10 protein-coding genes are annotated in these 12,630 nt (G+C 46.7%); 4 read left to right on the plus strand and 6 right to left on the minus strand.

The features are described 5' to 3' along the window. Positions 1-6 precede the first annotated feature (6 nt). Both AACY82_RS08835 and AACY82_RS08840 read left to right on the plus strand, forming a co-directional pair. On the plus strand, positions 7-1,017 hold the full coding sequence (locus AACY82_RS08835; RefSeq protein ID WP_339616432.1) for a glycosyltransferase: 1,011 nt from the start codon (positions 7-9) through the stop codon (positions 1,015-1,017). Continuing rightward, positions 1,014-2,303: an oligosaccharide flippase family protein gene (locus tag AACY82_RS08840; protein WP_339616433.1), complete on the plus strand. Its 1,290-nt coding sequence runs from the start codon at positions 1,014-1,016 to the stop codon at positions 2,301-2,303. The genes AACY82_RS08835 and AACY82_RS08840 overlap by 4 nt, the downstream gene beginning before the upstream one ends. A gap of 206 nt (positions 2,304-2,509) precedes the next feature. Here AACY82_RS08840 and AACY82_RS08845 read toward each other — a convergent pair whose 3' ends face one another. The 6 genes from AACY82_RS08845 to nadC form a co-directional block, all read right to left on the minus strand. Then, on the minus strand, positions 2,510-3,289 hold the full coding sequence (locus tag AACY82_RS08845; protein WP_339616434.1) for a hypothetical protein: 780 nt from the start codon (positions 3,287-3,289) through the stop codon (positions 2,510-2,512). Between the two features lie 12 nt (positions 3,290-3,301). Further along, complete coding sequence (locus tag AACY82_RS08850; protein WP_339616435.1) at positions 3,302-4,414, minus strand: hypothetical protein; 1,113 nt, start codon at positions 4,412-4,414, stop codon at positions 3,302-3,304. 303 nt (positions 4,415-4,717) lie between these two features. After that, positions 4,718-5,839, minus strand: coding sequence for a DegT/DnrJ/EryC1/StrS family aminotransferase (locus AACY82_RS08855; RefSeq protein WP_339616436.1), 1,122 nt, complete (start codon positions 5,837-5,839; stop codon positions 4,718-4,720). A 2-nt stretch (positions 5,840-5,841) separates the two neighbouring features. Beyond that, entirely contained in the window at positions 5,842-6,990 is a 1,149-nt protein-coding gene (locus AACY82_RS08860; RefSeq protein ID WP_339616437.1) for a glycosyltransferase family 4 protein, read from the minus strand. Further along, the gene (locus tag AACY82_RS08865) at positions 6,977-8,296 is read right to left on the minus strand and encodes a nucleotide sugar dehydrogenase (RefSeq protein ID WP_339616438.1); all 1,320 of its coding nucleotides are present in this window, start codon (positions 8,294-8,296) and stop codon (positions 6,977-6,979) included. The genes AACY82_RS08860 and AACY82_RS08865 overlap by 14 nt, the downstream gene beginning before the upstream one ends. Before the next feature lie 165 nt (positions 8,297-8,461). Beyond that, the gene (nadC, locus tag AACY82_RS08870; RefSeq protein WP_339616439.1) at positions 8,462-9,322 is read right to left on the minus strand and encodes a carboxylating nicotinate-nucleotide diphosphorylase; all 861 of its coding nucleotides are present in this window, start codon (positions 9,320-9,322) and stop codon (positions 8,462-8,464) included. 271 nt (positions 9,323-9,593) lie between these two features. Between nadC and AACY82_RS08875 the strand changes: the two genes are divergently transcribed. Continuing rightward, positions 9,594-11,942, plus strand: a complete 2,349-nt coding sequence (locus tag AACY82_RS08875) for a DUF1631 domain-containing protein (protein ID WP_339616440.1) — start codon at positions 9,594-9,596, stop codon at positions 11,940-11,942. A gap of 106 nt (positions 11,943-12,048) precedes the next feature. After that, on the plus strand, positions 12,049-12,621 hold the full coding sequence (ampD, locus tag AACY82_RS08880) for a 1,6-anhydro-N-acetylmuramyl-L-alanine amidase AmpD (RefSeq protein WP_339616441.1): 573 nt from the start codon (positions 12,049-12,051) through the stop codon (positions 12,619-12,621). Positions 12,622-12,630: the final 9 nt, after the last annotated feature.

Consider the following 12,630-nt stretch of genomic DNA (forward strand, 5'->3'; position numbering starts at 1 on the left):
TGAAATATGTATAAAGAATTTTATGACTCCAGCCGTTATGTAAAAGCGCCAGTCGTTACCGTAGTAATGCTTGCCTATAATCACGCCGATTATATCTCTGATGCAATTCGAGGTGTTTTGGAGCAAAAGTCTGATTTTGAGTTTGAGTTAATAATAGGTGAGGATTGCTCGAAAGATGAGACAAGAAAGGTTGTTCTTTCCTATCAAGAGCAATACCCAGAAATAATAAAAGTTATAGGCTGGCACGAGAATGTGGGAATGAATGCCAATTCTCGTAAAGTGGTCTCCTTAGCAAGAGGAGAGTTTTTGGCATATTGCGAAGGCGATGACTATTGGGTTGACGAGTATAAACTTCAGGATCAGGTTCAGGTTTTCAGAGATAATCCTAAAGTGGGAGTAGTTCACACGGACTGGGTTAGGTCGAAGCTTAAGCGTGGCGAATGGAAGAAGGGCCACCCTGTTCATAGGCATCTTCCCAAAAATATGCTTCAAGGTGATCTTTTTAATATTTTTTATCACCCTAAAATATTACGAACATGTACCAGAATGAGTAGAAAGTGTTGTATAGAAAATTGTTTTGGATCTGAGTTGGCGAGCGTTTACTACCCGTTTGGAGACACTCTTCACGCCGCCTATACTTCGTCGAGTTGGGGTGTGGGGTACGTTTCTCGTGTTACGGCAGTATATAGACACAGTAAGCAATCAGCTCTTAGGTCAGGGGTGAAAAAAAGAATTCAGTTTCTGCTGGGTTGTTTGGAGTTTGATTCGAACGCGAGATGCTTTTTTAACGGTAGGCTCGATTATCCAGTAGGTTACCGCCTTGAGATGTTAATTGGTCTGTTTCTTTGGAGTATTCGGGGAGGCGAAGTTAGGTGGGCTATGTGGTCGCTAAAAGATTTTTGTAGATCTTATGGTGTTAAATCTTTTATTTCTGCGGTGGCATATTTGGTGTGGAATCGGACGTTTTTTGTCTTATTTCGAAAGTGGCACCAAAAGTTCGTCCCTGTAGAAAGGTGAGTAATCTTATCAACGAAGGGGCGTTAAAAAGAGTAATATCGCTAGCAAAAGAACCTTTATTTCGAAGTTCCTTCCTTTCTTTTCTTGGCTTGATCTCTCGCGCGCTTGTACAGTTTCTATATTTTATTGTGGTCTCGAAAAGCCTGGGTGTTGAGCAGTATGGCGTGCTCTCTGCAGGTCTGTCCGCGTGCTTGTTGCTTTTCCCTCTTTCGGGTTGGGGTGTTTCGAATATATTATCAAAACGTATATCTCAAACAGCTGCGGTCAATGGGGTGGTGCCTTTTTTGGTGCTTCGCTTGTTGGCTACGTCCATACCGTTGTTTGCTCTGGTATTAGGGTACTTTGCTCTACTGGGCTCTGATTTAAAAATCATTGAAATTCTGCTGTTGCTATTATCGGAACTTGTTTTTTTGGCAATAATGCAGAATGTCAATGTGATATTGATGGCAAGTAAAAAGCCGGCTCTAGCAGCGGCTTCGGTTAATGTTATTCCGATTATTCGATTGGTGCTTGTCTCGCTGTTGTGGGCGATGGAATTGATTAATTTATTTAATGTGATTTCTGTCAATTTCATCGGCTCAATATTGGGTTTTTTATGTGGCTTTGGGATGCTGTACCAATGCTTTGGTGGACTTGCTTTTCAGGTGTCGAAAAGAGAAGTGGGATCTCCATTTTTGGGTGGAAGCTACGCTGTAGGCAACTGGATTGGTAAATCCTATCAGGAACTGGATAAGCTGCTTATCTATGCATTGATCGGAGCGGGGGCGCTAGGTAATTACATGATAGCTTTTCGTTTGGTCAGTGTGTTCACTCTTCCCGTCACAGCTTTAATGTCGGCTGCACTTCCCGCTTTTCACGAGGTTCAGTCGACCAATGCATGGTGGCGTAGCGTCAAAAGAGTAGCATTGGTTGTGATTTTATACTCCCTGTTGGCATCCTTGGTATCCATTGTCGCTGTTACTTTTGTGATTGATCATTTCTTTGAGCAGTATCGGAGTGCTGGATCTTACGTGTTCCTAATGGCTATTTGGCTTTTGTTCTATGGGGCTAGACAGTTAGGGGGTGTTGCTATGGTCACCATTGGTAGAGAGCGCACTCGAATGTCGATTGAAGTGATCGGAGCCCTACTTCTACTTGCGCTGGGTGGTATGTTGGTTGGAGCTTATGGTGGTCTTGGTGTGGCATTAGCGCTCGTTCTTTCGGAGTTTTCAGTTGCTGTTTTTTTATGGTTATATTTGTTTGGCGTGGCGCGTAAAAAAGTTCATACCTCAGGTGAAAGCGCCTAAAACCCCTGTAAATAATTCTGCCAAACGTCTGGTTTATTGTAAGCGACCTTCAATGCAGTTTCATCGCTTGGGAACAGTGTGCGCTGTTTGGCCCCTTTACGTTTTGTGCCGTTCAGTGTGGTCCCGCCTTGTCTTTCTCAGGGGTAGCTTACGCTTACAGTTCTAAAGCCGTGGTTGCGACATCCGCAAGAACACCGGACATAAATCTACAGTCTCGATTTTCCATATAGTTTAGACTTCATAATGAATAATGGTCTATTAAGGAACTCCCCTAAAGAATCGTTGCGCTGGATATTGTTAGCTCCGGCTTGGTTATAAAATACTTTGCCATCTGTTGTTTCAGCAACACCTACTTTTTCAATTGTCCAGAAGTCATTTACACCATTTTCAATGAAGTCGATCTGCTCTTTCTTTGATCCTCCGTCGAATAACGGAAAATTTATATCCCCTTTCCAGTTGAATCCGAGTTGTAAAACAAGATATTTTGTTCGGTAAGACAAATTTAACAACGAATGTAGAATACTGGCTTTAGCCTCTGATATAGATAAGGAGCTGTCACCATAGTCATCGCCAATATGATGTAGTACATTTAAGACTAGGGTAATATCAACATCAATGAGAGTGATGTCATCTTTGAATATCATGTAGCTGGAGTGAGTTTTTATCTTATCTTGCAGATTGAGAATGGATACTGCTTCACGCACAAAATCACTGTGTGTTTTATTGCCTTCGATGAATAATGCGTTTTTAGCGCCCCTGTGAATTAGCTCTAAAGTAAAATATCCTGTATTCCCTCCAATGTCGGCTATTGAGGCATCTTTGCACGGTAAGTGCCGCATTATGAAGCTTAGGCGCTCATCCTCCCATTTGGAATTTTTTTTCTCGGGGTCAGCAGAAATAATCTTTCTGAGAGGTGTGGCTAGCAATTGATAGTGGCTATGCTTGCTCGTTTCATTGTACAGCTCGAGGAGATGTGAATTACTCATAATTAATACTCATTATTCCGATTCTTTCAAATATAATTCAATCGTATCTTTTCTCGCGAAAATATCTTGACGTCTGAGTTTGTCGTAATCGATGGCGAAATCGCTGGGAGTGTAATTGTAATAAGCCTCCGGATGAGAATCCTCGGAGGTCCCGCCAGACCAGAAGTAATGTTCCGTTGGGGTAAATGAATGCTGTGTTTTCGGTGTTTTAATGCCGTGGTCTCTCAGCATGCCGCCAAATAAGTCAACATTATTATCAATACAGAACTGTATTGGCCCCCAAAGGCGCGGGTTTGCTTCAATCATATAGTAGCGATTTCTATAAGGGTCGAAGCGCACTTCAATCATAATCAATCCAAAAAAATTCTGGTCATGCAGCATTTCCACATACCGCCTAGCAACCTCGGTTTCATGGAAGCTGGAGCGTCTCGCTAGAATAATTGAGCCGCCCTTGGCTTGCTGTATTAAGTTTTCCTGCGAGAATATACTAGTGTTGCTTTCTACGTCTCTCGGAATATGGGCTAACAAATACAAGCTCCGGCCAAACACAAACTCCTGGAAGAAGTAATCACTTTCATCTTCGCTCTTGCGAAACGCTTCTAATTCACTGGTATTTTGTATGAGGTGCGGAATGAGTTGCCCGCCTCCGGAAGAAAAGTAAGATCGTGGCTTTGCAACAAACGGCAAGCACTTTGGAGCTTCGTCATACTCAACTGGAATATCCAGCCCATATAGGGCGCAGAGTTTAGAAAAGCTATGTTTGTCTGAGATTGTGCGGTACAACTTCTCATTAACTAGCGGGATGACGCAATTTTCAGATTCAATAGATGTTCTATTTTCGAGCAAAAATCGATTAAGGTATTCAGTCGAAGGTAAAATTAAAATTCTCTCGTACCCATGTCGACGGCACAGTGTATCAGTCCATGTGCGAATTTGGTCATAATGCAATCCTGACGAGTTTCTTGTGATACTTAAGTGATGCTTGTAACTCGTCAGAAGAATCGGGTCTTTCTCGTTTCTAGCAATAATGTGAAAATTGACAGAATTCTTAGTAGCCCATCTACAAAAAGCAATAACCGCTCTAGAGTTGTAACCAGATATTATCATTACAGCCTGGCTAATCATTTCATCTCATCTCCTTTCCTCTCAGATGGCGAGTCTGTAGAGTTTCAGTCTAATTAAAGCTGTGATTTATTGGTTGCTCTTTTGTATTGGTGCTGAACTAAGCGAATTCTCGTGGCGTCAGCGAGTGTTATCTAGGTGTTGCATGGCGCAGGCTGAGATGAATCTGAGGGGGCGAATGACACCCCCGTAATCACCAACGTTTCAATGCTATTTAAGCACTACTAAATATGGGGCTTGTTTATAGGGTCCTCTATTTGAGTTAGATTGTACCCGCTTGAGCGTCTAGCCAAGCCTGAGGGGGGCCTATAGGCCTGCTGATTCTTTGATGATGTCGGTTATCAATTCTACATCCTCTGAGGATGTATTTGATGAAATGGGCAGGCATAGTATGCTATTTGCTGTTTTATTTGCAATTGGTAAGTTTTTTAAGTGGCTTGACGGTAGCTCTTTATACATTTGGAGCTGGCTTATAAGTGGGTAAAAGTACCGCCTAGGGAAAATGTTGTGTTCTATTAAGTTGTTATAGAGTTGATCCCGGGTAATATGAAAATCATTTTTTATCAAAATGGGGAAGTAGCAATAGTTGTGGGTGGTCTCTTCTTTTTCTAACTCAGGAATCTCTAAGCCCTTAATTCCTTTTAGTTGTTGCGTATATTCATTATGGGTTTTCTTTCTTTTTTGGATGTTTTCTTTATGTGTCTTGATTTGCAAGATTCCTATCGCTGAGTTTATTTCACTCATCTTTCCATTGATGCCGCAAGTAGATATAGTTGTTTCGTTTATAAATCCAAAGTTCTTTAAATTATCTATGTATTTTTTGGTTTTCATGTCGTGACAAACGATGGCACCACCTTCAAAGGTGTTAAAAACCTTTGTGGCGTGAAAGCTAAGAATGCTAAGGTCACCGTGGTTTAGGATACTTACCCCATCTTTTTTAACGCCAAAGGCATGCGCAGCGTCATAGATAACTTTTAAGTTATAGTCGTCGGCGATTTTCTGAATCTTTTCTGTGTTGCATGGTGTTCCGTAACAATGCACTGGAAGTATCGCGCTAGTATTTGAGGTTATCGCCTCCTCAATTCTGTTTGGGTCCATGTTGAAGGTGTCTTTTTTAATATCAACAAAAACGGGCTTTATTCCATTCCAAAGTAATGCGTGGGATGTTGCCACAAAAGAGTAGGGTGTGGTGATAACCTCGCCTTGAACCTTTAATGCTTTGAAGGCAGTCAGTAAGGCGATTGTTCCGTTATTAAACAGCGAAATATACTTTACCCCAAGCATGGAGCATAACTTGTCTTCTAACTCTTGATGTAGTGGGCCACCGTTGGTAAGACGTTTAGATTCCCAGATTCTTTCTAATAGGGGAATTAATTCATCCAGTGGTGGTAAATCCGGTTCGGTGACGTAAATTGGTTTTTTGCTCATTGCTATGATCTTTGAAGAGTCGTCGTTAACTTTGATAAGAAATTATTCCAGCTAAACTGTAAAGCGAACTCTTCGCATCCATTTTGGTTAGATTTTATAGTTTTAAGAGTTTCGATTATGGACCCTGCGAGCTCTGAATAGTTGTCGTTGTCTATTAGGCACCCTGATCTGGTGGAATCTACCGCGTCTACAATGCCTCCCGTTTTAAATGCGACTGTAGGTGTACCCTGAGCAGCCGCCTCTACTGCTACCATACCAAACCCCTCTGGGTCGCCGGGTATCTCTCTCACCGGAAAAATATGAATATCACTGGCTGCATAGGCCGATTGCAATATCTTAAGTTCCGTAATGTTTCCGGTAAATATCAGGTTTGATTTTAATCCGTGCTTATCAGCTGCTTGCAGGATTTCCTCTTTCGTCTGTGGTGTGGCGTAAAGTGAGTTTTTGGGGGCTTCGCCAATAATCAATAATTTAACCGTGGGAAACTCGTTAGCGATATCGGGTAATGATTGGGCGACAAATTCTTTTAGCCCTTTACGGGTGGTTAAACGGCCTACCGATAGCAGTATGGGGCCTTGTTCAAGTCCATACTGTCGTTTAAAGTCGTTTACTTCTTGCTCGGTGGGCGGATGCTTGGGTATGTCCACGCCGGGGTGGATAATAACGATACTCTCTTCGTTAACGCCGCGCTCCAGGAGTAAGTTTTTGGTTGGTGTGCTATTGGCAATAACCGTATCCATTCGCCTAAAACAGGGTGTCCAAAAAGCTTTGTAAAGCGGATGATCGACGGCAACGTCCAGGCCATGGGTGTAAGTAATGGCTTTTGCGCCGATTAACTTGGCGCAAATTAAGGTAATAGGTGCGGTTAATCCGCTGCCGGCAATTACGTGTGTTGGCCGACACTTTAAAGCTTGAAATATGGCTTTAATCTGGGCGCACATTAAAAACAGCCATAAAGGCTTTAACGGCACCCCGGAAAACTTAACACCTGTCGGGATGCTTTCTTGTGAAATGCTAGGGCCGACGACGGTCACTTGAGAGTGTTCTGCCAAGCCCTTAGCCATATTCCAGTTGAGCCTCTCCATGCCTCCGACTAGTGGCGGAAGGTTGCGGGTGATTAGCAAAACTTTAGTGGCATTAGGCTTTGACAATGTTTGCACCATTAAAACGGTTGCGCGTATCCACAATCACCGGGCTGCATTCTTGCAGTTGCGCATAGTCGTAATCATCGTGGTCTGTCGCTAACACTAAACAATCGTATGATCGGATGGTGCCTGGAGTAAGCGTTACGCTTTTTAAATCAAAGTGATAGTCTCGCTTATTTGGGAATATGGGCACATAGGGGTCTGAATAATCAATTAGGGCCCCCTTATTTTGCAGTTGCTGCATTATTTCTACGGCGGGCGATTCGCGGGTGTCGTCTATGTTCTTTTTGTAGGCTAGTCCGAGCACCAGTATGCGGCTGCCGTTTATTGCTTTTCTGTGTTGATTGAGTGCCTCGGCCACCTTGTTGACCACCCACTCGGGCATATGATGGTTTACCTCGCCAGCTAATTCAATAAACCGTGTATTAATGCCATACTCTTTAGCTTTCCAGGTCAAATAAAAGGGGTCGATAGGGATGCAATGTCCGCCTAAGCCGGGGCCGGGAGCGTATGGAACAAAGCCAAAAGGTTTAGTCGCTGCGGCCTTTATCACTTCGTGAATGTTAATGCCCATTTTGTCGGCGACTATTTTCATCTCATTCACTAAACCGATATTAACGGCGCGGTGAATGTTTTCCAGTAGCTTTGTCATTTCGGCGACACGAGTGTTGCTAACGGACACCAATGTTTCGATAGCTAGCCCGTAAAGTGTCTGGCCCAGTTCTAGGCAGCTCTCGGTGATGCCGCCAATCACCTTAGGGATTGTGGCTGTAGTATAATTTGGGTTGCCTGGATCTTCACGTTCAGGGGAGTACACCAACGCGCAGTTGCTGCCAGGATTAAAGCCCATATGTTCAAGCCTGGGTTTTAGCAGCTCCTCTGTGGTGCCGGGCCATGTTGTACTTTCTAAGCACATTATTTGCCCTTCACGAAAGTAGGGCAAAATGGCGTCTACAGTATCTGTGACAAAAGATAAATCAGGTTGATGGTGTTGGTCCAATGGCGTGGGGACACAGATTATTTGCGCGTCTACGTGGGTGCTTTGTGCGAAGTCTGTAGTGGCGCTAAAACCGTTGTTTAAGGCGTCCTCGATATGCTCGCCGGTAATGCGTTTGATGTAGCTGTTGCCCGCATTGAGTTGTGCGACTTTATGCGGGTCAATATCAAGCCCAGTGACTTTTATGCCCATTTCGGCAAAGCGCAGTGCCAATGGCAAGCCCACATAGCCCAGCCCATAAATACCCACATGACAGTCGCGGGATCGCAGGCGGGTTTGCAGTTGTTTAAGGGCTTCGCTCTGAATAGCGGGCATGGGTAACTCTTTGAGTTTACAGTTATTTATTGGTTCTTCGATCATCGCAGAAGTTAATGCCGTGGGCAAGAGGTAGTGCTAAATGGCTACTATTTTTCCTGTTGCAGATCTGCCGCCTTCTGGTTGGATGGGTGAAGCCAGTAAGATAAAAAAGTTGTTGCGTCTTTACAGAACCCGCATCGACAAATCCACCGCCCGACAGTGTTTGGTTAACGCTCCCACCGAAATCCGGCTGATATTTTTAAATAACACTTTTTGTGCGTTAATTTGCGCAATATCTACACCACCCGATAGCTCAAGTGATGCCGTAACGGTTGCGCTATCTAAGTGCTGATTGACCTCCGTTAAATCCATCTCATCCAGCATAATAATATCCGCGCCGCTGGCCAGTGCTTCATTCAGCTCGGTGAGGGTTTCTACTTCTACTTCTAAAGGTTTTTCCGGGGCGATCTCGCGGGCTTTGGCTACGGCGGCTTTGATGCTGCCAGCGGCGGCTATGTGGTTTTCTTTTATCAAGAAAGCATCAAACAAGCCGATACGGTGGTTGTGGCAACCGCCGCAGGAGACGGCGTATTTTTGTGCGCTGCGCAGGCCCGGTATGGTTTTGCGGGTATCTAGGATTTTGATGGGTAAACCCTTCACCAAGTCGGCGTATTCGCGGGCAGTGGTGGCGACGCCTGAGAGCAATTGTACAAAGTTTAAAGCGGTGCGCTCGCCGGTGAGGAGGCAGCGTGCGGGGCCCTCCAGCTCAAATAGGGTGCTGTTGGCGGCGGCTTGTTCGCCGTCTTCGATGTGCCAGGTGATCTTTACGTCGGGGTCTAGCTGACGGAAGGTCTCCTCTACCCAGGCTTTGCCGCAAAAGGTACAGTCTTCCCGGGTTATAACGTGGGCACGAGCGGTTTGTTCGGCGGGTATTAGTAGGGCGGTAATATCGCCGCTGCCGACGTCTTCTTCAAGAGCTGCGGTGACGTTTTTAATGATGTCACGACGCAGAGAGGGAATGTTGTCGGCGTATTGGGCGAGCATATCAAAGTCCTGTGCGGGTAAAGTCCGTTATTGTATGTGAATTGACGCTGGTTGTGGTCGATTTGTCGCCTATCGGCCTGAAGACACTTTGCGCGCCAGTCGTTATAACTAAAAACTCATGTTTCTTTTGGTTGAGCCGATAAAGTTATAGTTGCCGGGTGTTTTTATCCTTAAATGTGATAGACAGCGCATTACCGGCGTTTGCAATTTGGAGTTTGTGTCCGCGAGCATATAATAGAAGCTCAGAGTTCCCCCTTATGGGTTTTCAATCATGTCCGAATCGTCTAACCATGAAAATGTTGTGTCGCTCAGGACCGAGCGTGATGTAAAAGCAACCCAGGGACGAGAGCCTCAAGCTGTGTTGGCGCGTATGCCGGCGGCTATGCACCTGCTGCGCGAAAAAGCGCGACAGACGTTGCAGGGACTGCTGCGAAGCTTATTTGATAAAGCCGATGACGCGCTGTTTGAGCTGGCTGATCAGGCGACCAATAATCACGAGCAAAACCTTTATTTTGATTCAATGCGCCAGGTTCGCTTGCACCGCAAAGATACCGAATCGGCCTTTTTTCAGCATATTGACGTTAACTTCGCGCGTCTTATGGATTCAGGTGCTTTTCCCGAGGCCTCGGCTGAAGAGGCTCCCGCGAGCCTCGACAACCTTTCTCTGGTTGGGAACGAGGAGCTAGAGGAGATGGTGGCCAGTGAGACGATGGTCAACCGTGCCAATGAGCAGTTTGCCGAGCGTGTTCAGCATCTGACCTTGCGTATCGATCATCTTGTTCCTATTAAGGTGTACCAAAAGAACAATCCGGTTGGCTGTGACGCGGTGTGTGCCGCTTTTATTGAAGCCTCGGGCGATATTGATATCGATGTTAAGGCACGTCTAGTGCTGCTTAAGTTGTTTGATCGTGCGGTGATGTGTCAGTTGGGTGAGTTGTATGATCAGCTCAATCAGCACTTAATCGAAGCTAATATATTGCCTTCACTGCGCGGTGGTGTAGGTGCACGAGGTGTGAAACCGACGGCTAGCCGGCGGACGGCGCAATCAGAAACCCATGAGGCCAGTGGCAATGAATCTCCGGTGGCCGATGAAAATGCCGAGCAATTACTCGGTACACTGCGTGAGCTATTAAAGGCGCAGGGGGCCGGCGCCGCTCAAACGCATGCCGCTGCAGCTGTGGGGCCGAGCCTCTCATCGCAAGATTTGTTGAGTATTTTAACCTTGGCGCAGCAGCGCTCGGCGCCGCAAACTGAGCGGGCGCATACCGTCAGTGCCGAGGATATTAAGTCGCAAGTGGGTCATTTGCTGGCTCGCGGCGGTGCCGGGGAGCGACAAATTAACGATATTGATGAGGATGTGATTAACCTTGTCAGTATGATGTTTGAGTTTATCTTGGATGATCGCAGTCTGGCTTCGCCTATGAAGGCGTTGTTGGCTCGGCTGCAGATCCCCATGATTAAAGTCGCCATTGCCGATAAATCGTTTTTTGGTAAGGGTGGTCATCCGGCGCGGCGCCTGCTGAATGAGATGGCGACAGCGGCGTTGGGTTGGCAGGACAGCGGCGAAGAAAATCGCGGCAAAGATATGCTGTATCGTCAGATTGACCAGACGGTAGGCAAGGTGCTGAGCGATTTTAGTAAAGATGTCGCAATTTTCGATGCCTTATTGCTGGAGTTTCGTGCATTTCAAGAAAAAGACAAGCGACGGGCAAAAATCCTTGAGCAGCGCACTATCGATGCGGAAGACGGCAAAGCTAAATCGCAGCGCGCGCGCGCCGAGGTTGACGCAGCACTCGAGGAGATTACCGCAGGCGTCGAGTTGCCGAGTGCCGCCGCCGAACTGCTGGCTAGTGCTTGGTCTAACGTACTGTTTATTACCTGCTTAAAACAGGGCCCCGACAGCGAAACCTTTGCTCAGCAGCTTCAAGCCGGCCGCGAGTTGGTGTGGAGTGCGACGGCGCCTATGACTGGCGATAACCGTCAAAAGCTTCTGAAGTTGGTGCCGCGGCTATTAGCGCAGCTGCGTGGCGGACTGGAAGATATTGCGTTTAACCCCTATCAGATGGGGCAGCTGTTTAAAGCACTGGAAAAACTCCATTTAGATATTTTGCGGAGTAAGGTTAAGGCAGAGGCCCCAGTGCCTTTGGTCGAAGCCCCCGCTGTTCCAGCGTCTTCTATGTCGGAGGCTGAGGCTGTGGTGCCAGAGTCACCCGTTGCAGACATTGAAGCGCCTGCGGTGGTTGGTCAGGCTGGCCTTGAGGTCGGTGCGGCTAGTTCGGACGTCGCAAATGAAGAGCTTGGCGAGCGAACTGAAGAGGACGATATTGATGGTCAGCACTTGGCGTTGGTGTCAAACTTAACTCAGGGAAGTTGGTTTGAGATGTCTTCAGCGGCCGGCGAGACCTACCGTTGTCGCTTGGCGGCGATCATTAAGCCTACCGGTAAATATATTTTTGTGAATCGCACCGGAATGAAGGTCGCCGAGGAAGACAAGCCCGGTTTAGCCCGCGCATTAAAAGAGGGCCGTATTCGTGTGCTGGATGACGGCATGTTGTTTGATCGGGCGCTGGAGTCGGTGATTGGTAGCCTGCGCCAACCGCGAGGTAAGCGAGGGGGGTAAGCCCTTGCATTGATCCAAGCAACGGCAAGCCTAGGCTTGCCGTTGTCGTATCTGGGGCGCGCATTGATTATACTGGAGCGCTTTAGGGGCCGATAGAGTCGTCGTTTTGTTGCATACTCCACAGACCATTAGCATTGATGAATCCGGCTGGATGACACCAGCGCGGCACTGCTGCTCGCCTAATTATGGTCCGCGGCCAGAGGGCGCTGAGGTAAGTTTGCTGGTGGTCCACAATATTAGCCTGCCCCCTGGTGAATTTGGCAATGGTTGGGTCGAGAAGTTTTTTACCAATCGGCTCGATCCGGATGCGCATCCGTATTTCTCGAGCATAGCCTCGATGCAAGTCTCATCTCATGTGTTGATTACCCGCACCGGGGAATTGGTGCAGTTTGTCTCTTTTAACGATCGCGCCTGGCATGCGGGCCGTTCGTGCTTTGCCGGGGTTACAGAGTGCAATGATTACAGCGTTGGCGTCGAGCTGGAGGGGACCGACACGCTGGCTTACACCGAAGAGCAGTATTGGGTGTTGGCGCGTCTGACAGATACATTATTGGCTTACTTTCCGGCACTTAGCCCTGAGCGGATTGCTGGCCATTGCGATATTGCGCCCGGACGGAAAACCGACCCAGGCGAAGCGTTTGATTGGAGCAAATATTACTCACAGATAACATCCAACTAAAGCAGGTCT

Origin of the sequence: uncultured Gilvimarinus sp., assembly GCF_963972205.1 — a bacterium.
Taxonomy (GTDB): Bacteria; Pseudomonadota; Gammaproteobacteria; order Pseudomonadales; family Cellvibrionaceae; genus Gilvimarinus; species Gilvimarinus japonicus.

What these genes read in the sequence shown, in the direction of transcription:
- AACY82_RS08835 (WP_339616432.1), top strand. Translation starts at nt 7, where the DNA reads ATGTATAAAGAATTTTATGACTCCAGCCGTTATGTAAAAGCGCCAGTC.
- AACY82_RS08845 (WP_339616434.1), bottom strand. Translation starts at nt 3,289, where the DNA reads ATGAGTAATTCACATCTCCTCGAGCTGTACAATGAAACGAGCAAGCAT.
- AACY82_RS08850 (WP_339616435.1), bottom strand. Translation starts at nt 4,414, where the DNA reads ATGATTAGCCAGGCTGTAATGATAATATCTGGTTACAACTCTAGAGCG.
- AACY82_RS08855 (WP_339616436.1), bottom strand. Translation starts at nt 5,839, where the DNA reads ATGAGCAAAAAACCAATTTACGTCACCGAACCGGATTTACCACCACTG.
- AACY82_RS08865 (WP_339616438.1), bottom strand. Translation starts at nt 8,296, where the DNA reads ATGCCCGCTATTCAGAGCGAAGCCCTTAAACAACTGCAAACCCGCCTG.
- nadC (WP_339616439.1), bottom strand. Translation starts at nt 9,322, where the DNA reads ATGCTCGCCCAATACGCCGACAACATTCCCTCTCTGCGTCGTGACATC.
- AACY82_RS08875 (WP_339616440.1), top strand. Translation starts at nt 9,594, where the DNA reads ATGTCCGAATCGTCTAACCATGAAAATGTTGTGTCGCTCAGGACCGAG.